Genomic DNA, 20,194 nt, shown 5'->3' with positions numbered 1-20,194 from the left:
TCCCCTCGCCCGTCCACCGCGGCAGCTGCCGCACACCACCCTCCGGGAGGCTGACACACCGTGGGTGACTTCCTGTCCCAGTTCGGTGCCCTGTTCGCCGAGTACGACGTCTTCGGCGCGTACTGGGTGAACATCCAGCTCACGTTCTGGGCCGCGATCTTCTCGCTGATCATCGGCACGGTCCTCGCGCTCATGCGGATCTCGCCCATCGCGAGCCTCCAGTGGGCCGGCACCGCCTACGTGAACGTCCTGCGCAACACGCCGCTGACCGTCATCATGACGTTCCTCTTCCTGGCGGTCTGGACGCAGCTGCAGATCACGCTGTCCGACGACTTCACGCAGAACTTCTTCCGCTTCGGCGTGATCGGCCTGTCCGTGTACCACGCGGCGTTCGTGTGCGAGGCGATCCGGTCCGGCGTCAACACCGTCCCCCTGGGACAGGCGGAGGCGGCCCGCGCGATCGGGCTGTCGTTCCTCCCGGCGGCCCGCCTGATCATCCTGCCGCAGGCGTTCCGCGGCGCCGTGGCGCCGCTGGGCAACACGCTCATCGCGCTGCTGAAGAACTCGACGGTCGCGGTGGCGGTGAGCGTCTCGACGGAGACGTCGACCCTGATGCGGGAGATGATCGAGAGCAACGCGAACTACATCTACGCGATCTTCCTGATCTTCGCGATCGGCTTCGCGGTGCTCGTGATCCCCATCGGCGTGCTCACCACCTTCCTCTCCAACCGACTGGCGGTGCGCCGATGAGCCAGAAGTCCGTCCTCTTCGACGCCCCCGGGCCCCGCGCCCGGCGGTGGATCGCCCTCGGCAACGTCGTGGGCGCGCTGGTGGTCCTCGGGATCGCGGCCCTCGTCGTCGCCGAACTGGCCCGCAAGGGCCAGTTCGCCGCGTCCCTCTGGGAGCCGGTCTTCACGTCGAGCGCGTGGCAGAACTACTTCATCCCCGGCCTGCAGAACACCCTGCGCGCGGCCGCGTTCGCCGTCGTCGGCGCGGTGGTCTTCGGCCTGGTCCTCGGCTCCGGCCGGCTCGCCCGGTCGCGGACCGTCCGCGGGATCAGCGGCGTGGTCGTCGAGTTCTTCCGCGCCGTGCCCGTGCTGCTCATGATGATCTTCTTCTGGCTGCTGTTCGGCTACAACAAGATCGGCGAGGAGCCCGCCTTCCTCGCCGTCGTCGTCGCCCTCATCCTGTACAACGGCTCGGTCATCGCCGAGCTCGTGCGGGCGGGCGTCGGCAACCTGCCGAAGGGGCAGTCGGAGGCCGGCCTCGCGGTGGGGCTCACCGGGGGGCAGGTGCTGCGGTCGATCCAGCTGCCGCAGGCGCTCATCGCGATGCTCCCGGCGCTGGTGTCGCAACTGGTCGTCGTGCTCAAGGACACCGCGCTCGGCCAGATCATCACGTACGACGAGCTGCTGCGGGCCGCGCAGATCTTCGGCAACGGGCACAGCAACAACCTGCAGACGCTCACGGTGGCGGCCGTGATCTTCATCGTCATCAACTGGGCGCTGACGGCCGTGGCCCGGTGGCTGTCCCGCTACCTCAGCGGAAGGACGTCCGGCACGACGGCGGCCGGGCCGGGGATCGGGAACCCGACCGTCGTCGCCGGCAGGCCGGGAGGCCCCGGCAACGCCATCGCCGCCACCGGGGACGCCACGGCGAGCTGATGCGGCGGGCGCGGCCCGTCGTCGGCGCGCCGACCTGCGCGAGACCCCCGGACGCTCCCGCGTCCGGGGGTCTCGCACGTGCGGTCCTGTCTCTCGAGGCGGACGACGGCGTGCAGGGCGGTGTCCGCCCACCCAGACGACGCTCGACCCGTGGGTCAGTCGTCCGCCCCGGCGTAGTCCTCGTCGAGGGCGTCCTCGCCCTCCTCGGCCAGCGCGTCGCGCACGACGCCGAAGCAGACGCCCGGCGCGTAGCCCTTGCGCCCGAGCGCCCCGACGGCGCGGCGCACGCGCACGTCCCGGTCCAGCCCCCGAGTGCGCGCCACGTGCTTGCGGGCCAGGGCCAGCGCCGCGGCGCGCTCGTCGTCGGGATCCACCTGCTCGAGCGCGTCGGCGGCCGTCTCCTCGGCGATGCCGCGACGGCGCAGCTCCATCGCGAGCGCCCGCCGTGAGAGCCCGCGCTCGGCGTGCCGGGTGCGCACCAGCATGTCGGCGTACGCGGCGTCGTCGACGAGGCCGACCTCGTCGAACCGGTCCAGCACCGGCCCCACGACCGCCTCCGGATAGCCCTTGCGCGCCAGCGACTGCTCGAGCTCCGCCCGGCTCTTGGGTGCGGCCGTGAGGATCCGCAGCAGTGTCTCGCGCGCCTTCTCGGTCGCGTCCTCGACGGTCAGCTCGCCGGCCTCGAGCCGCTCGGCCACCGTGCGGCGCGGCCGGCGCGCACGCGACGCGCCGCCGTCTTCCGACCCGGACCCCGAGCGATCCGCCCAGCCGCCGGCCGGTCCCTGAGTGCCTTGACGGCGGCCGCGACGCTTCCCCACGCCGCGACCGCCCGAGGCAGTATCCCCCGTCGTCACGCGATCACTCCCCCGGCGACGGCACCGGGCCCGCCGGTGCCCGTCAGAACGGCGCCTTCTTGCCCTTGGCGCCCGCCTTGGCAGCCGGCGCCGGGTCGACCGTCAGGCCGGTCGCGGAGTCGGCGGCACCGGCGACGGGGGCCTCCGCCGCGGGGGCGTCCAGCTTGGCGCCGACGCCGAGCTTCTCCTTGATCCGCTTCTCGATCTCGTTCGCGAGGTCCGGGTTGTCGCGCAGGAACGCCCGGGCGTTCTCCTTGCCCTGCCCGAGCTGGTCGCCCTCGTAGGTGAACCACGAGCCGGACTTGCGCACGAACCCGTGCTCCACGCCCATGTCGATGAGGCCGCCCTCGCGGGAGATGCCCACGCCGTACAGGATGTCGAACTCCGCCTGCTTGAACGGCGGGGCCATCTTGTTCTTGACCACCTTGACGCGGGTGCGGTTACCGACCGGCTCCGTCCCCTCCTTGAGGGTCTCGATGCGGCGGATGTCCATGCGGACCGACGCGTAGAACTTCAGGGCCTTGCCACCGGTGGTGGTCTCGGGCGAGCCGAAGAAGACGCCGATCTTCTCGCGGAGCTGGTTGATGAAGATCGCGGTGGTGCCGGAGGAGCTCAGCGCGCCGGTGATCTTGCGGAGCGCCTGCGACATCAGGCGGGCCTGGAGGCCCACGTGGCTGTCGCCCATCTCGCCCTCGATCTCGGCCTTGGGCACCAGCGCCGCCACCGAGTCGATGACGATGATGTCCAGCGCGCCGGAGCGGATCAGCATGTCGGTGATCTCCAGGGCCTGCTCACCGGTGTCCGGCTGCGAGACCAGCAGGGCGTCGGTGTCGACGCCGAGCTTCTTGGCGTACTCCGGGTCCAGCGCGTGCTCGGCGTCGACGAACGCGGCGATGCCGCCGGCCCGCTGCGCGCTGGCGACGGCGTGCAGCGCGACCGTCGTCTTGCCGGAGGACTCCGGGCCGTAGATCTCGACGACGCGCCCACGCGGGAGGCCGCCGATGCCGAGCGCCACGTCGAGCGCGATCGAGCCGGTGGGGATGACCTCGACGGGCGCGCGGCCCTCGTCGCCGAGGCGCATGACCGAGCCCTTGCCGAAGCTGCGGTCGATCTGGGCGAGCGCGGCCTCGAGTGCCTTCTCGCGGTCTGCCGTTGCGGGCATGTCGGTCACCTTTGCGTTCTGGGCGCGGCGGCTGCGCGCCGGCGTTCGTGGCTGCGTGCTCATGTTGTCGTCGACCGTACGTGCCGCCACCGACACGGTCGGGGCGACCCGTCGCGGCTGTGGAGGACGACGTCCGAGGACCTCCTGGGGACAGACTCTACCCGAACACGTGTTCGAGGAGGTCGTCGTCCCCGGGCGTGTCGCACCACGTCCCGCCGGGTGGCAGGACCACCGCCCGGACGTCCGGCGCCACCCGGCGGCAGGCCGCCGCGAACGCCGCGCCGGCGTGGTCCATCCACCCGCGTGGGAGGTGCTGCCCGCCCGGCACGTGCAGGGTGCCCCAGTGCACCGGGATCGCCACGCGCGGGCGGACCTCCGCGCACACCTCGGCGGCGCCGCGGGGGCCCAGGTGCCCGCCCGACAGGCGCGGCCCCCAGCCGGAGACGGGCACGAGCGCCACGTCGACCCGGCCGCCCGCCAGCTCCCGCACGCGGCCCACGCCCGGGTAGTGCTCGGTGTCCCCCACGGCCCAGACGGTGGCGCCGCCGCCGCGCACCAGGTGCCCGCTCGCGGCGTTCGGCCGGTGCGGCATCGGCCGGTCGCCGTGCACCGCCGTCGTCAGGCGCACCTGCACGCCCGCCACCTCGTGCCAGGCGCCGCCGTGCTGCGCGCCATCATGCTGCGCGGCGCCGGGCGTCCCGGAGGGCGCTGCCGGTGGGTCGAGACCCACCCCGCGCAGCCCCCTGGCCCGCAGCCAGCGGGCGTTGGTGGGAGCGGTCAGCACCGGCACGTCGCCGAGCAGCCGCAGCGATCCCAGCTCGGCGTGGTCGTGGTGCAGGTGGGACAGCAGGGCGGCGTCCGCGCCACGCCAGGCCTCGACGTCCGGCCGATCGCCCCGGCGCCGCAGGAGGCCTGCGTGCCGGCGCAGCAGCGGGTCCGTCACGAGCCGGGCGGCGCCCCCGCCCGCGCGCGGCACGTCGAGGACGACGGTCGAGTGCCCGAGCCAGGTCACCCGGAGCGCCGCCCCGCCGACCGGGCCGCCCTCTCCCGACGCCCCGCTCACGCCCCCTCCCGCAGGCCGAGCGCGGACAGCCAGGCGACGAGCCGCCGGTGCACCGACTCGGCGCCCACGAGCACGCGGGCGCCGTCCACGTCCTCGCGCTCGTCGTCCGGCACCTCGAGGTCGGCCGGGTGGAGCAGCACCGCCTCGCTCTGCGCCCCGCCCAGCCCGCCGTGCGAGCCCACCAGGCCCTCGAACGCGTGCACGCGTCCCATCGGGCCGACGGCCGACACGACCACGAGGTCGCCCGCGTCCTCCAGCCCGGCGACGCGCAGCAGGTCCTCCCGGGCGCGCGTCCCGTAGCCCGCGAGCGGGTCCCGGCCGGTCACCCGGCCGGTCGCCAGGTCGTGCGACCCGAGCCGGCCGCGCGCGACCGGCCCCTGCGCGCCGTGCACCACGACGAAGCCGACGGCCGGCGACTCGACCAGGCCGGGCACCAGCGCGGGCCACCGGGCCGCCACCTCCGCGGCCGACAGCCTCCGTGGGGAGCGGCAGAACCACACCATCCCGAGGTTGCCGGACCCGATGACCTCGACCTCCGGCAGCTCGGCGCGCGCGGTGTCGCGGTCGGGTCCGACGAGGAGGCGGCCGTCGCCGTCGCCGTCCTTGCGCAGCGCGTGCAGCGCGGTGTTCGCCGGACCCCACGCCTCGCCGTCCGCCGGGCCGCCGCGCACCGGCGCGGGGACGGCCATGAGCCGGTGGACCTCGTCGGCGAACGACCGCCCCACCGCCTGCTCGAAGGTCGCCCCCAGCGACTGGCCGTGGTCCGAGACCACCACCGTGCGGTAGCGGCGCGGTGCGCCGCGCGCGATCTCCTCCCACAGCCCGACGACGCGGTCCAGCCCCTCCAGCGCGCGCAGCGCCTCCGGCCGCAGCGGACCGGCGTGGTGGGCGATCTCGTCGTAGTCGACGAGGTCGACGCACACCACCGGCGCGCCGCGCACGAGCTGCTCCGCCACGAGCGAGGTGTTGAGGTCGCGCAGCAGCACGTTGGTCACCGCGCGGAGCACCGGGTACCAGCCGCGCCGCGGGACGCGGGGGCGCACCCCGCGCACGACCTGCTGCCAGCCCTGGTAGACCTCCTTGAGCGCCTCGCCTACGGTGCCGGCCACGGCCCGCACCAGGACGAACGGGCTGGCGAAGAAGCGGACGAACAGCTGCCCCGGCCCCAGCCCTTCGGACGCGCGGCTCATCACGAGGAGGCTCGTGGGCGCGTCCCCGGAGAACATCGTCGAGACGGCGACCCCGCCGTCGGCGAGCAGGCCGCGGCCGTCGGAGGCCGAGCGCTCGACGTCGGCGGCGTCCGCCGGCCGGTTCGTCACCACCAGCCGGCCCAGCCGTCGCGACCACCACCGGAAGGCCGGCACCGCGTCGGTGGTGCCGTGCAGCAGCCCGAGCGTGCTGGCCGGCGTGGTGCACGGCACGCGCGCCCACCACGACTCGAGCCGGTGGCTGCCCGAGCCCAACCAGCGCTCCAGGGTGGGCACCAGCCCCGCCTCCAGCGCGTGGTCGAGGGTCGGCCGCGCGACGCCGTCGAGCAGGACCACGAGCACGCCCGGGGGCCGGTCGTCAGCGCCGTCAGCAGCGTCAATGTCTTCAGCGCCACCGCCCCCGACGGCGCGGCGCGGGAGGCCGGCGCGCCGCCGCGCCCGGCGCAGCAGGTCGCCGACGACGTACGCGTTGTCCCGCGCCCCGACCACCCAGTGCCCGCACGCCATCACCACGGCCGCGACGACGAGCACGGCGAGCACGTCCGTCCACGAGTCGCTCGCCACGCCCGGGAGGAACGTCAGCGCCGCCCAGACGACCAGCACCTGCGCGGCCAGGCCGAGCACGAGCGCCCCGACCGCTCCCCCGGCGCGCGCGAGGCGGCGCAGCGGGGCCCGCAGCAGCGCGTCGCCGAGGCCGACCACCAGCGCCACGAGCAGGACGTCCCACGGGGAGGCGACGCGCACGCCGTCCACCCCGGCGATCGCGACCCCGAGGCCCGCCGCCGTGGAGACCAGGGACCAGACGGCGGCGCGGACGTCGGCCACCGTCACGAGCGGGGGACGGTCGCGGCGCATGGCGCCATGATGCCGCGCGGGCTCGAGCTCGGCGCGGGCGGCGGGTGGACGGCGGGCGGACTGCCCGCCTCAGCGGGCGGGCGGCGCCTGGCGGCGGTCGTCGCGGCCCCAGCGGTCCGGCTCGGGGACGTCGAGCGCGTCGCACAGCGCGTGCCACACGTCGCGGGGCTCCAGCCCCGCCTCGAGCGCCTCGGCGGGGGTGCGGCCGTCGAGGCGCGGCAGCACCTGCTCGCGCACGAGGGCGCGCCCGTAGGCCGGCCCGAAGACCTCGTCGACCAGCTCGGTGAACTCGCGATAACGCACGTCCCCAGCCTCGCACGGACGGGAGGGTGCCCGGCGCGAGCCCGGCACCATGCCCGATGATCCGCCGCCCGGCTCCCGTCGCCTCGCCCTGCGGCGTGTCGGGGGGCCCTGCCAGGATGGCGGGGTGGTCGTCCCCCCGCCCGTCTCCCCCGCCGACCCCGACGGCGACGGCGTGCTCGCGCGGTTCGGCCCGGCCACGCGCGCCTGGTTCTCCGGGGCGTTCGCGGCGCCGACGGCGGCGCAGGCCGGGGCGTGGGACGCGATCAGCTCCGACCGGCACGCGCTCGTCGTCGCCCCCACCGGGTCCGGCAAGACGCTCGCGGCGTTCCTGTGGGCGATCGACCGGCTGACCACCGAGCCGCCCCCGGAGCGGGCGCGCCGCTGCCGCGTCCTGTACGTCTCGCCGCTCAAGGCGCTCGCCGCCGACGTGCAGCGCAACCTGCGCTCGCCGCTCGCGGGCATCCGGCAGGCCGCCGCCCGCGACGGGCTGACGGTCGAGGACGTGACCGTCGGCGCACGCACGGGCGACACCCCGGCCTCCGAGCGCCGCGCGTTCGCGACCCGCCCGCCGGACGTGCTGGTCACCACCCCAGAGTCCCTGTTCCTCGTGCTCACCTCGCAGGCGCGCGCCGGGCTGGCCGGCGTCGAGACGGTCGTGCTGGACGAGATCCACGCGGTGGCGGGCACCAAGCGCGGAGCCCACCTGGCGCTGAGCCTCGAGCGCCTCGACGCGCTGCTCGAGCGCCCGGCGCAGCGGATCGGCCTGTCGGCGACGGTGCGCCCGGTGGAGAGGGTGGCGGAGTTCCTGGCCGGCCACCGCACGCCCGACGACGGCGGCCGCGAGGTCGTGGTGGTGCAGCCCGAGTCCACCAAGAAGTGGGCGATCGACGTCGTCGTCCCGGTGCCGGACCTGGCCGACCTCGACGCCGGCGGGGTGCCCGACCCGGCGGCGCCCGAGGCCACGCCGGGCGGCGGCCTCGGCGACGAGGAGCTGGACCTCACCGGGGGCGCCTCGTCGCCGCTGCGACGCGCGTCGGTGTGGCCGCACGTCGAGGAGCGGGTCGTGGACCTCGTCGCGGACCACCGGTCGACGCTCGTGTTCACCAACTCCCGGCGGGGCGCCGAGCGGCTCACCGCCCGGATGAACGAGCTGTGGGCGGAGCGCTCCGGCGTCGACCTGCCGGAGCCGGGCACGCAGTGGCCCGCGCAGGCGCAGGCGCAGTCCGGCGCGTCCGTCGGGCTCCCGGCCGACGAGGGCGCGACGGTCCTCGCCCGCGCCCACCACGGCTCCATGAGCCGCGTGGAGCGCACCCGCACCGAGTCCGACCTCAAGGCGGGCCGCCTGCCGGCCGTCGTCGCGACGTCGTCCCTCGAGCTCGGCATCGACATGGGCGCCGTCGACCTGGTGGTGCAGGTCGGCGCCCCGCCGTCGGTCGCGAGCGGGCTGCAGCGCATCGGGCGGGCCGGGCACCAGGTGGGCGCCGTGTCGCACGGCGTCGTCTTCCCCACGTTCCGCGGCGACCTCGTCCCCGCCACCGTGGTGGCGCAGCGGATGCGCGCGGGCGAGATCGAGCACCTGCACGTGCCGGCGAACCCGCTGGACGTGCTCGCGCAGCAGGTGGTGGCGGCGCTCGCCACCGACGACTGGCAGGCCGACGACCTCCTGGCCGCGTTCCGCCGGGCGCACCCCTTCCGCGCGCTGGGCGACGCGACCTGGCGCGCCGTGCTCGACATGCTCGCCGGCCGCTATCCCAGCGAGGAGTTCGCGGAGCTGCGCGCCCGCATCGTGTGGGACCGCGCCACCGGCCGCCTGTCCGGGCGCCCGGGCGCGCTGCGGCTCGCCGCGACCAGCGGCGGCACCATCCCCGACCGCGGGCTCTACGGCGTCTACCTCGCGACCGAGGCGCCCACCACCGGCGCGCCCGCGGACGGCGGTGGCGCGACCGACCGGCCCCGCGGGGGCAAGCGCGTCGGCGAGCTCGACGAGGAGATGGTCTACGAGTCGCGCGTCGGGGACACGTTCACCCTGGGCTCGTCCACGTGGCGGATCGAGGAGATCACGCCCGACCGCGTGCTGGTGACCCCGGCGCCGGGGCTGCCGGGGCGGCTCCCGTTCTGGAAGGGCGACTCCCCCGGGCGCCCCGCCGAGCTGGGCCGGGCGGTGGGCGCGTTCGTCCGCGAGACCGACACCCTCCTGGCGGACGACGAGGCGCGCGGCACGGCGCGCGGACGGGAGGTGCTGCACGACGCCGGGCTCGACACCTGGGCGGCGGACAACCTCGCCTCCTACCTGAGCGAGCAGCGCCGCGCGACGGGCCGCCTGCCCGACGACCGCACGGTCGTGGTGGAGCGTTTCCGCGACGAGCTGGGCGACTGGCGCGTCGTCATCCACTCGCCGTTCGGGGCGCCCGTGCACGCCCCGTGGGCGCTGGTCGTCGCGGCGCGGCTGCGGGCCCGGTACGGGACGGACGTGGCCGCGATGCACGCCGACGACGGCATCGTGCTGCGGCTGCCCGACGCGGGCGACTCCGGCTGGGACCTCGGCGGGCCGGGGTGGGGCGCCGAACCCGCCGCCGGTGCCGAAGCGGGCGACGCCCCCGCCGTCACGGCCGAGGACCTGCTCGTCGAGCCGGACGAGGTGCTCGACGCGGTGCGCGACGAGCTCGGCGGCTCCGTGATGTTCGCGGCCCGCTTCCGCGAGGCGGCCGCGCGGGCCCTGCTGCTGCCGCGCCGCCGGCCCGACCGGCGGCAGCCGCTGTGGCAGCAGCGCCAGCGCGCCTCGCAGCTGCTGCAGGTGGCGTCGCAGTTCCCAGACTTCCCGATCATGCTCGAGGCCGCGCGCGAGTGCCTGCGCGACGACTTCGACGTCGCCGCGCTCACCGAGCTCATGCGCGACCTGCAGGCGGGCCGGGTGCGGCTCGTCGAGGTGACCACGTCGACGCCGTCCCCCTTCGCGCAGGCGCTGCTGTTCGGGTACACCGCGCAGTTCCTCTACGACGGCGACGCGCCGCTCGCGGAGCGGCGCGCGGCGGCCCTGTCGCTGGACCCGGACCTGCTGACGGAGCTGCTCGGCGAGCAGGGCGCCACGCCGCTCGCGGACCTGCTCGACCCGGGCGCCGTCGAGCGCACCGAGGCGGAGCTGCAGGCGCTGGCGCCCGACCGGCAGGCCCGCGACGCCGAGGCCCTGTGGGACGTGCTGCGACGCACCGGCCCGCACCCGCTGGCGGCGCTGCAAGCCCGCACGCGCGAGGAGTCCCGCGACCGGGTCGCCGACTGGCTGGCCGACCTGGAGGGCGCGCGCCGCGTGATCCGCGTCCGCGTGGGCGGCCGGCCGGGCGACGACGCCGAGCAGTGGGCGGTGGTCGAGGACGCGGGCCGCCTGCGCGACGCGCTCGGGGTGGCGCTGCCCGTGGGCGTGCCGGAGACGTTCACCGAGCCCGTCCCCGACCCGCTCGGCGACCTCGTGCGCCGGCACGCGCGCACGCACGGCCCCTTCCCGGCGGTCGACGTCGCGCGCCGGTTCGGCCTCGGGATCGCGGTCGCGGGCCAGGTGCTCGCGCGGCTCGAGGCGGCGGGCGTCGTGGCGCGCGGCGCGCTGCGGCCGTCGTCGTTGGGCGGCACGGGCGACGAGTGGTGCGACCCGGAGGTGCTGCGCACGCTGCGCCGCCGCTCCCTCGCGGCGCTGCGCGCCGAGGTGGAGCCGGTGGAGCCCGAGTCGCTCGGCGTCTTCCTGCCGCGCTGGCACGGGATCGGGGTGCGGGTGGGCGGCACCGGGTCCGGCGGCGGGACGCTGCGCGGCGCGGACGGCGTGCTGCGGGTCGTGGAGCAGCTGTCCGGCGCGGCGGTGCCGGCGTCGGCGCTCGAGACGCTGGTGCTGCCGGCGCGGGTCTCCGACTACTCCCCCGCCGTGCTCGACGAGCTGACCACCGCCGGCGAGGTGCTGTGGTGCGGGCACGGCCGGCTGCCGGGCTCCGGCGGCGGGGACGGCATGGTGAGCCTGCACCTGGCCGACGGCGCCCCGCTCACGCTGCGCGACCCGGACCCGCTGGAGGAGGGCGGCCCCCTCGACACCGACCTGCACCGGGCGGTGCTCGACCTGCTCACCGGCTCGGGCGGGTATTTCCTGCCGCGCCTGTCGGAGCTCGCCGACGCGAGCCAGTCGGCGACGCTCGACGCGCTGTGGGACATGGTGTGGGCGGGCTGGGTGTCGAACGACCGCCTGGGCCCGCTGCGCGAGTCGCTCGGCGGGTCGGCGCGGCGCGGCGCCCGGCACGGCGGGGGCGCGCACCGCGCCCCCGCGGCCCCCGGCCGGGCCCGTCCGGTGCGGGCGTCGCGCTTCGGGCTCGCCCGCCCGACGTCGGCCGCGGTGGTGCCGCGCACCGGCGGCGGCCGGTGGTCCGCGCTGCCCGCCGTGGAGCAGGACCCGACCGTGCGCGCGCACGCACTCACCCAGGTGCTGCTGGAGCGGCACGGCGTCCTGACGCGCGCGGCGGCGCCTGCCGAGGGCGTCACCTCCCGCTTCCGCGACGTGTACCGCGTGCTCCGGGTGCTCGAGGAGCGCGGCAGCGTGCGGCGCGGCTACTTCGTCGAAGGCCTCGGCGGCTCGCAGTTCGCGCTGCCCGGCGCGGTGGACCAGCTGCGCACGGACGCCGCCGACCGCGCGCGGGCCCGGGACGCGCTCGTCGAGGGCGACGACGGCGGGTCCCGCCGAGGTAGTGGCCGGGCCGAGCCGGGCGCCGTGCTCCTCGCCGCCACCGACCCGGCCAACCCGTACGGGGCCGCCGTCGCGTGGCCGGCGTCCTCCGCGTCACGGTCCCGCGGCGCGGGGGACGACTCCGGCGGGTCCCACCGACCGGGCCGCAAGGCCGGCGCGGTCGTCGTGCTGGTCGACGGCGAGCTGGTGCTGTTCGTCGAGCGCGGTGGGCGCACCGTGCTGTCCTTCGGCCGGGGCGACGCGGGCGACGCCGCCCGGCTCGCCGCGGCGGCCCGCCTGCTCGTGACCGAGACCCGCGCCGACCACCTGGGGCGGGTCACGGTCCAGCGCGTCGACGGCGTCCCCGCGCTCACCGCCGCCCGCGACCGGACCCCCGCCGCGGCCGCGCTGCTCGACGCCGGCTTCGGCGTGACGCCGCGCGGCCTGCGGCCGGCCTAGGCGGACGCCGTGCCCGAGGGAGACGTGCTGCGGCTCACCGCCGAACGGCTCGGCGTCGCGCTGCGCGGCTCACCCCTGGAGCGCGCGGAGCTGCGCTGGCCCTCGGCGGCGGGCGTCGACCTCGTGGGCGCGACCGTGCGCGAGTCCGTCGCGTACGGCAAGCACCTGCTCACCCGGCTGGACGACGGTCGCACGCTGCACACCCACCTGCGGATGGACGGCTCGTGGCGGGTGTACCGCACCGGCAGCCGCGAGGCGGCCGGCCGCTCCCCCGCCGTCCGCGCCGTGCTGGCCACGTCGTCGTGGACCTGCCTGGGCCTGCAGCTCGGCATGCTCGACGTGCTCCGCACCCGCGACGAGCCGCGCCTGCTGGCCCACCTCGGCCCGGACGTCCTCGGCGACGACTTCCCGGAGCGGATCGACGAAGGGGCGCGCCGGCTCGTCGCCGACCCCGCCCGCCCGCTCTGCGTCGCCCTGCTCGACCAGCGCACGGTGGCCGGGCTGGGCACCATCTGGACCGCGGAGTCGTTGTTCGCCACCCGGCGGTGGCCCTGGACGCCCGTGGGAGAGCTGGACGACGACGAGCGGCGCGCCCTGCTCGCGGCCGGCCGGCGGCTCATGGCGCGCAGCGTCGAGGTGGGTCGGCGGTCCGGGCTGGGGGCCGTCGAGCTCGCCGTCCACGGCCGGCACCGCAGGCCGTGCCGGCGCTGCCGGACGCCCGTCGCGCTGGGCAGCACCAGCGGCCCCGGACGGCGCCCCGACGGCGGCGAGCGCGCGATCTACTGGTGCCCCACCTGCCAGGCCGCGCCCTGAAGATCACCGCGGACACAGAAAGATCCGGCCCCGCGGGCGGTACCCGCGGGGCCGGATCTGTAGGTCCTGCTGAGCAGAACGGTCAGCCGACCGGTGCGAGGTCTCCTCGCATCGCCTCGGCGTCGCGCGGCTCGCCCGCGCGGCTGAGCAGCCCGGCGTAGACGTCCGCCGGGATCGTGTCGGGGATGTGCAGGCCCTCGGCCACCGCGATCCGGTCGCTGACCTCACGCAGCACGAGAGACATCGGGACGTCGAGCGCCTCGCAGATCGACGCCAGCAGCTCCGACGACGCCTCCTTCTGCCCGCGCTCCACCTCGCTCAGGTATCCGAGCGAGACCCTCGCTGCGGACGACACCTCACGCAGGGTGCGCCCCTGGCGCTGCCGCGCGTCGCGCAGCACGTCGCCGATCTCACGTCGCAGTACGACCATCTCGCGCCCCCTCTCCGTGTCCGATCGTCCCGGCACCGGACCGGTCGTGACCGGGTTCCTCGTCCGTCCTGTCGCTCCCCTGGTTCCAGGGGTGGCACTACCGTACCGCGCGCGCGGCCCGCCCGGCCTGGTCTGGCGCACATCGAGACGGCTTCGTGCCCTGTCGGTCATCACACCCTGCGCAACGCGGGCACCCGGGGCCTTGTTCCCGGCGCCCCGACCCGCGACAGGCTCGTCACGCACCCTTCACAGCACCGCCGGGCCGTCACCGTCGGGCGCCGGCCCGTCCCAGGCCTCGAGCGCCAGGGCCAGCACGGCCCGCACCACCCCGGCCCGCACCTCGGCGCGGGTGCCGGCGAGGTCGAGCCGGCGCACGTGGTCGCCCGCGGGGGTGCTCACCGCGACGTACGCCACCCCCGGCGGGTGCCCGTCCTGCGGGTCGGGCCCGGCCACGCCGGTCGTCGCGAGGCCGACGTCGGCGGTCAGGGCGCGCCGCACACCGGCCGCCATCTGGCCGGCGACCTCCGGGTCGACGGGTCCGCGCCGCGCCAGCAGGTCCGGGTCCACGCCCAGCACCGCGGCCTTGAGGTCGGTGGCGTAGGCGACGACGCCGCCACGCACGACGGCGGACGCCCCGGGGACGTCGACGAGGGTGGCCACCACCAGCCCGCCCGTCAGCGACTCCGCGGCGCCCAGCGACCAGCCGCGCGCGCGGGCGCCGTCGAGCACCGCGCGGGCGAGCGCCCCCGTCGTCGGGCCGCGACCGTCGTCGGTCACGCGGCGGGCCGGGGGCCGGCCTCGCGACGGCCGGCGGCGAGGAGGCGCGACCCCTGGACGAAGTAGTCGACGCCCGTCACGACGGTCACCGCGATGGCGGCCCACAGCACGATCCACGCCACCACGTGCACGGCGCCGGGGAGGGCCGCCAGCGGCAGCAGGAAGAGGGTGATCGCCACCGCCTGCAGCACCGTCTTCAGCTTGCCGCCGCGCGACGCGGGCATCACGGCGTACCGCAGCACCACCATCCGCAGCGCCGTGACGCCCAGCTCTCGCACGAGGATCACCGTCGGCACCCACCAGGGCAGCTCCCCGAGCGGCCAGCAGAGCAGGATCAGGGCCGCGCCCACGAGCGCCTTGTCGGCGATCGGGTCGAGGATCTTGCCGACGTCGGTCACCAGGTTGCGCGACCGGGCGAGGTAGCCGTCGACGCGGTCGCTGACGGCGGCGACGACGAACACCCCCGTCGCCACGAGTCGCCACGTGACCGAGTCGCCGCCGTCCATCAACAAGGTCCAGGCGAACACCGGCACGAGCGCGATGCGCACGAGGGTCACCGCGTTGGCGACGTTCCAGGGCGAGGGCGCTTCGTTGACCACCGGACCACCCTAGCGGCGTCGGGGGCGCGCGCGGCCCCGGCCCTCGCGTCCCGCCGTGCCGGGGCGGCCGGCAGTACCCTCCTCGGGTGGCACGCCATGCGTCCGACGACGGACGTCCCGCGCGGTGGCTCTACGCCGTCGCCGCCCTCGCCGGCGCGACCGTCGGCGTGGCGGGCACGCTCGCGCTGGGTGGCTCGTCGCCCGGCCCGACCGCACCGGGAGCCGCGCCTGGGCCGGCGCCCACGACCGCCCCTCGCCCGACCGCGGCACCCACGCCGAGCCCGTCCCCGGATCCTGCGCCCGGGCCGGCGTCGTTCACGCTGCTCGCGGCGGGCGACCTCCTCACGCACGCCCCTGTCGTCCGCTCGGCCGGCGGCGCCGCCGACCCCGACTTCTCCCCGCTGCTCGCCGGTCTCGACCCCTGGGTGCGGGGCGCGGACCTCGCCCTGTGCCACCTGGAGGTCCCGGTCGCGCCCCGGGGCACGGAGCCGACCGGCTACCCGCTGTTCGGCGCCCCGCCCGCCCTCGTGCGCGACCTGGCGGAGCAGGGCTGGGACGGGTGCTCCACGGCGTCCAACCACTCCCTCGACCGCGGGGTCGACGGCGTGCGGGCCACCCTGCGCCGCCTCGACGCCGCCGGCATGGGCCACGCCGGCACCGCCCGCGACCGCGCGGAGCAGGACGAGCCGCAGCGCTACGTGCTCGCCCGCGCCGGGCGCGACCTCACCGTGGTGCACCTGGCCGCCGCGTACGGTCTCAACCCGGCCACCGCGGACCCGGACGCGCCCTGGGCGGTCGATCTCATCGACGGCCGCCGCCTCGTGGCGCAGGCGAGAGCGGCCCGCGCGGACGGCGCCGACGCCGTCGTCGTGAGCCTGCACGCCGGGACGGAGTACACCGAGGACCTCACGGACCAGCAGGAGGACGTGGTGCGCCGCCTGGCGCGGTCGCGCCAGGTCGACCTCGTCATCGGGCACCACGCCCACGTGCCCCAGCGGATCGACCGGGTCGGTGCGGGGCCCGACGGCCACGGCATGTGGGTGGCCTACGGCCTGGGCAACCTGCTGTCCAACCAGAGCGCCGACTGCTGCGACGCGCGCACCAGCAACGGCGTGCTGCTCACGGCGCGGTTCACGCAGGACGCGCCGGGCGACCCCGTCCTCGTGACCGGCGTCCGCTGGACCGGGGCCACCGTCGACGTCGGCGCGGGGCACGAGGTGCACGCGCTGCCCGACGTGCTGGACCGTCCCGGCGGCACGTCCCTGTCCCCCGCGGAGCTCGACGCGCGCCAGGAGCGGGTCCACGACGCCGTCGGCGACGTCGCGAAGGAACGGCGCGAGCCCGCCGCGACGACGGGACCGCCGCCGCGGGTCGTCCCCCGCCACGGCTGAGGTGCCGCGCGCGTCCTCAGCGCCAGCCGTTCTCCGGGTCGGTGTCGGCGTCGTCGTGGTAGTCCTTCGCCACGGGCGGCGCGTGCCCGTCGGTGCCGTCGGCGTACGGGTCCGCCCCGCCGTCGCCGGCCGCGGCCGACCCGTCGTCGGCGGCCTGGTCGTAGGCCTGCGGCGTCTCGCCGCGCAGCAGAGCGAGGGCGGACGCCAGGTCGTCCGGGCTCACCAGCACCTCGCGTGCCTTCGACCCCTCGGACGGCCCCACGATCTCGCGCGACTCGAGCAGGTCCATGAGGCGCCCCGCCTTGGCGAAGCCCACCCGGAGCTTGCGCTGCAGCATCGACGTCGAGCCGAACTGCGTGGTCACCACCAGCTCCGCGGCCTGCAGCAGCAGGTCGAGGTCGTCGCCGATGTCCTCGTCCACCTGCTTCTTCGCCGCGGCCGGCGCGGTGACGTCCTCGCGGTAGACCGGCTTGAGCTGCTCCTTCACGTGCTCGACGACGCTGTGCACCTCGGACTCGGTGACCCAGGCCCCCTGCACGCGCATCGGCTTGGCCGCGCCCATCGGCAGGAAGAGCGCGTCACCCTGGCCGATGAGCTTCTCCGCGCCGGGCTGGTCGAGCACGACGCGGGAGTCGGCGAGCGACGACGTCGCGAACGCGAGGCGCGACGGCACGTTCGCCTTGATGAGGCCCGTGACGACGTCCACCGACGGCCGCTGCGTGGCGAGCACGAGGTGGATGCCCGCGGCGCGCGCGAGCTGGGTGATGCGCTGGATCGAGGCCTCGACGTCGCGCGGGGCCACCATCATGAGGTCGGCCAGCTCGTCCACCACGACCAGCAGGTACGGGTAGGGCGCGATCTTGCGCTCCGAGCCCGGCAGCGGCTTGACCTTGCCCGCGCGGACCGCCGCGTTGAAGTCGTCGAGGTGCTTGTAGCCGAAGGTCGCGAGGTCGTCGTAGCGCGCGTCCATCTCGCGGACCACCCAGTCCAGCGCCTCGGCGGCCTTCTTCGGGCTGGTGATGATTGGCGTGATGAGGTGCGGGATGCCCTCGTAGATCGTCAGCTCGACGCGCTTCGGGTCCACCAGGATGAGGCGGACCTGCTCGGGCGTGGCGCGCATGAGGATGGACGTGATCATCGAGTTGATGAAGCTCGACTTACCAGCGCCCGTCGCGCCGGCGACGAGGATGTGCGGCATCTTCGCGAGGTTCGCGACGACGTACCCGCCCTCGACGTCCTTGCCCACGCCCATGACCATCGGGTGCTCGGTGCGGCGCGCGGCCGAGGACCGCAGCACGTCGCCCAGCACGACCGTCTCGCGGTCGGAGTTCGGGATCTCGATGCCGATCGCGGACTTGCCGGGGATCGGCGACAGGATGCGCACGTCGGCGCTCGCCACCGCGTAGGCGATGTTGTTCGACAGCGACGTGATGCGCTCGACCTTGGTCTTGGCCCCCACCTCGACCTCGTACCGCGTGACGGTCGGCCCGCGGGTGAAGCCCGTGACCTGCGCGTCGACGCCGAAGTCGTCGAACACCTTGGTGAGCGCCTCGACCACGCGGTCGTTCGCCGCCGACCGCGTCTTGTGCGGCGCTCCCTTGCCCAGGGAGTCCTCGCTGGGCAGCAGGTAGACGGTGTCGCCGTCGAGCATCGGCTGCTCGGCGCGGCCCATCGGCGGCAGCTCGCCGGCGGGCGCCGGCGCGGGCTCCTCGGGGGCGGTGGCGACGGCCTCGACCGGCGCGGTCGCCGCGGCCCCGACGCGCTGGGTCGCGGCGCCCCGGCCGGCCTTCGCCGCGGCGGCTGCGGCACGGCCCGCGGCCGCCTCCTTCTCGAGCACGGCGGCCTTCTCGAAGGCCTCGTCGCCGGCGTACTCGTCGAGCCCGTCCGCCGCGGCGGCCTCCGCGGCGCGCTGCGCCTTCGTCTTGCGGGTGCGCTTCTTGCGCGGCGCCGGGTCCGTGCCGTCGTGCCGGGAGACGCCCTCGGCGAGCGCGAGCCCGTCGTCGTCGGTGGCCTCGTCGGGGCGGTGGTTCCCGGTGAGGCGGTCGTACAGGCCCCGCAGGCGCTCGGGGATGCGGTGCACGGGCGTGGCCGTGACCACCAGCAGCCCGAAGAAGCCCAGGAGCAGGAAGAGCGGGACGGCCACCCACTCGGTCAGCCCGGTCACGACCGGCGTCGCGGCCAGGTAGCCGATGATGCCGCCCGCGTCCTGCAGGGCCTCGAACCCGTCGGCCGGGGCCGGGGTGCCCTCGGCGATCGCGACGAGCGCGCACACCGAGAGCACGATGAAGATCAGGCCGATCGCCACACGGGAGTTGGCCTGGCCCCGCTCGGGGTGCCGCATGACGCGGAACCCGAGCCACAGCAGCAGCACGGGGACGGCCACGCCGGCCAGGCCCACGGTGCCGGCGACGACGGCGTGCACGACGGTGCCGAAGGTGCCGGAGATCCCCCACCACTCGCGCGCGGCCACGACCAGCGCGAGGGCGATGAGGAAGAAGGCGACGCCGTCTCGGCGGTGCTCGGGTTCCAGGTCTCTTGCTCCCTTGGTGATGCTGCGGGTCAGTCCGCCGAGCCCGTGCGCGACGCCCAGGTACAGGCCTCGCACCGCCCGGACGGGCCAGGACGGTCCGGTCCGCGCCGGCGGCCGGCGCCCGGCGGAGCCGCGGCCCGACCCCTTGGTGGACCTGCCCGACCCCTTGGACGACGTGGTCGATCTGCCCGACGAGCGCCCGGAGGACGACCGGGCGGGCGCGCGCCGGGTCGGGGCGGCCACGGATGCGGTCCGCCCCGTTCGTGCCGTCCCCCGCGGAGTCCCGGTGATCCTGCGGGCGGGTGTCCGGGTCGCCATGATGCCCCCACGGTACCCGCGCCGCGGGTCACGACGCCGCAGGTCCCGGGCGCGTGTTGCCGCTCGCGCCGCGCCAGGCCTCGACGTCGGCCACGTGCGTCGCGACCCGCTCGGCCGGGAGGAAGGACCCGCGGAACGACGCCGCGGCAAGGTCGGCGCGCTGGTCGCGCGTCAGGTGGAACTGCGCGGTCACGGCGTCGTCGACCTCGTCGACGTAGCCGCCGAAGTACGACGGGTCGTCGGAGTTCAGCGAGACGTTGAGCCCGGCCGCGAGCATCCGGGGCAGCGGGTGCTCGGCGAGCGACGGCACGGCGCGCAGCCGGACGTTGGACACGGGGCACACGGTGAGCGGCACCTGGTCGCGCACGAGCCGGGCGACGACGTCCGGGTCCTCGAGGGCTCGGATGCCGTGGTCCACCCGCTCGGCGCCGAGCACGTCCAGCACCTCGGTGACGTGCCAGGCCGGCCCCTCCTCGGCGGCGTGCGCCGTGCGCCGCAGCCCGTGGGCGGCGGCCCTCGCGAAGGCCGGCGCGAACGGCGCGGCCGAGAACCCGACCTCGGTGGAGGCCAGGCCGACGCCGGCGACGGGCGCGTCCAGCGCGAGCAGGTCGTCCAGGAGCGCGTCCGCCTCCGCCGCGGGCCGGTGGCGCAGGAAGGCGGCGATCAGCAGCCCGGAGACCCCGGTCTCGGCCTCGCCGTCCGCGAGGCCTCGCGCCACGCCCGCCACGACCTCCTCGAGCGGCACGCCGCGGGCGACGTGGGTCTGCAGGTCGACCATGACCTCCGCGTGCCGTACGCCACCCGCCGCCGCCCGCCGCAGGTACGCGACGGTGAGGTCGGCGAAGTCCTCGGCCGTGCGCAGCACCTGCGACGTCGCGTGGTACAGGTCCAGGAACGACTGCAGGTCCGTGAAGTCGTACGCGGCGCGGAGCGCGGCCGGGTCCGCGAACGGCAGCGCGACCCGGTTGCGCTCGGCGAGGGAGAACGCCAGCTCGGGCTCGAGGGTGCCCTCCAGGTGCAGGTGCAGCTCGGCGCGCGGCGGGCGAGGGGTCGTCGGCGGTGCGGTCATGGCAGG

The 20,194-nt window shown here is 76.3% G+C and carries 15 protein-coding genes; 5 read left to right on the top strand and 10 right to left on the bottom strand.

The features are described 5' to 3' along the window. Window positions 1–60 precede the first annotated feature (60 nt). Both AAG589_RS09965 and AAG589_RS09960 read left to right on the top strand, forming a co-directional pair. The gene (locus AAG589_RS09965; RefSeq protein ID WP_430567059.1) at window positions 61–750 is read left to right on the top strand and encodes an amino acid ABC transporter permease; all 690 of its coding nucleotides are present in this window, start codon (window positions 61–63) and stop codon (window positions 748–750) included. Beyond that, the gene (locus AAG589_RS09960; protein WP_430567058.1) at window positions 747–1,664 is read left to right on the top strand and encodes an amino acid ABC transporter permease; all 918 of its coding nucleotides are present in this window, start codon (window positions 747–749) and stop codon (window positions 1,662–1,664) included. The genes AAG589_RS09965 and AAG589_RS09960 overlap by 4 nt, the downstream gene beginning before the upstream one ends. A gap of 155 nt (window positions 1,665–1,819) precedes the next feature. Here AAG589_RS09960 and AAG589_RS09955 read toward each other — a convergent pair whose 3' ends face one another. The 5 genes from AAG589_RS09955 to AAG589_RS09935 all read right to left on the bottom strand — a co-directional run bounded on the left by AAG589_RS09955 (window position 1,820) and on the right by AAG589_RS09935 (window position 7,109). Next, window positions 1,820–2,362, bottom strand: coding sequence for a regulatory protein RecX (locus AAG589_RS09955; RefSeq protein WP_430567057.1), 543 nt, complete (start codon window positions 2,360–2,362; stop codon window positions 1,820–1,822). 199 nt (window positions 2,363–2,561) lie between these two features. Continuing rightward, complete coding sequence (gene recA, locus AAG589_RS09950; RefSeq protein WP_430567056.1) at window positions 2,562–3,680, bottom strand: recombinase RecA; 1,119 nt, start codon at window positions 3,678–3,680, stop codon at window positions 2,562–2,564. Window positions 3,681–3,837: 157 nt separating this feature from the next. Beyond that, window positions 3,838–4,743, bottom strand: coding sequence for an MBL fold metallo-hydrolase (locus AAG589_RS09945; protein WP_430567055.1), 906 nt, complete (start codon window positions 4,741–4,743; stop codon window positions 3,838–3,840). Next, entirely contained in the window at window positions 4,740–6,806 is a 2,067-nt protein-coding gene (locus AAG589_RS09940) for an alkaline phosphatase family protein (protein ID WP_430567054.1), read from the bottom strand. Before AAG589_RS09940 ends, AAG589_RS09945 begins: the two co-directional genes overlap by 4 nt. Window positions 6,807–6,875: 69 nt before the next feature. Further along, window positions 6,876–7,109, bottom strand: a complete 234-nt coding sequence (locus AAG589_RS09935) for a DUF3046 domain-containing protein (protein WP_430567053.1) — start codon at window positions 7,107–7,109, stop codon at window positions 6,876–6,878. Window positions 7,110–7,158: 49 nt separating this feature from the next. Between AAG589_RS09935 and AAG589_RS09930 the strand changes: the two genes are divergently transcribed. Further along, complete coding sequence (locus AAG589_RS09930; protein WP_446719704.1) at window positions 7,159–12,261, top strand: ATP-dependent helicase; 5,103 nt, start codon at window positions 7,159–7,161, stop codon at window positions 12,259–12,261. A 9-nt stretch (window positions 12,262–12,270) separates the two neighbouring features. After that, window positions 12,271–13,074, top strand: coding sequence for a DNA-formamidopyrimidine glycosylase family protein (locus AAG589_RS09925; RefSeq protein WP_430567051.1), 804 nt, complete (start codon window positions 12,271–12,273; stop codon window positions 13,072–13,074). Between the two features lie 82 nt (window positions 13,075–13,156). Here AAG589_RS09925 and AAG589_RS09920 read toward each other — a convergent pair whose 3' ends face one another. The 3 genes from AAG589_RS09920 to pgsA form a co-directional block, all read right to left on the bottom strand. After that, window positions 13,157–13,504 carry a helix-turn-helix domain-containing protein gene (locus AAG589_RS09920; RefSeq protein WP_430567050.1) on the bottom strand — a complete coding sequence of 116 codons (348 nt, stop codon included), beginning with the start codon at window positions 13,502–13,504 and terminating at the stop codon, window positions 13,157–13,159. A gap of 246 nt (window positions 13,505–13,750) precedes the next feature. Continuing rightward, the gene (locus AAG589_RS09915; RefSeq protein WP_446719703.1) at window positions 13,751–14,281 is read right to left on the bottom strand and encodes a CinA family protein; all 531 of its coding nucleotides are present in this window, start codon (window positions 14,279–14,281) and stop codon (window positions 13,751–13,753) included. Further along, window positions 14,278–14,880 (bottom strand): CDP-diacylglycerol--glycerol-3-phosphate 3-phosphatidyltransferase, encoded by a 603-nt coding sequence (gene pgsA / locus AAG589_RS09910; protein ID WP_430567049.1) that lies wholly within the window; start codon window positions 14,878–14,880, stop codon window positions 14,278–14,280. The genes AAG589_RS09915 and pgsA overlap by 4 nt, the downstream gene beginning before the upstream one ends. An 86-nt stretch (window positions 14,881–14,966) precedes the next feature. Here pgsA and AAG589_RS09905 point away from each other — a divergent pair, with 86 nt between their 5' ends. After that, complete coding sequence (locus AAG589_RS09905) at window positions 14,967–16,271, top strand: CapA family protein (RefSeq protein WP_430567048.1); 1,305 nt, start codon at window positions 14,967–14,969, stop codon at window positions 16,269–16,271. Between the two features lie 16 nt (window positions 16,272–16,287). On the opposite strand, the gene AAG589_RS09900 is transcribed toward AAG589_RS09905, so the two are convergent. Both AAG589_RS09900 and add read right to left on the bottom strand, forming a co-directional pair. Continuing rightward, complete coding sequence (locus tag AAG589_RS09900) at window positions 16,288–18,876, bottom strand: FtsK/SpoIIIE family DNA translocase (RefSeq protein ID WP_430567047.1); 2,589 nt, start codon at window positions 18,874–18,876, stop codon at window positions 16,288–16,290. Between the two features lie 271 nt (window positions 18,877–19,147). Then, complete coding sequence (add, locus tag AAG589_RS09895; protein ID WP_430567046.1) at window positions 19,148–20,188, bottom strand: adenosine deaminase; 1,041 nt, start codon at window positions 20,186–20,188, stop codon at window positions 19,148–19,150. Window positions 20,189–20,194: the final 6 nt, after the last annotated feature.

The organism is Isoptericola sp. F-RaC21 (assembly GCF_038593535.1).
Classification (GTDB): domain Bacteria; phylum Actinomycetota; class Actinomycetes; order Actinomycetales; family Cellulomonadaceae; genus Isoptericola.
This window is presented reverse-complemented; position numbering and strand designations above follow the sequence as displayed.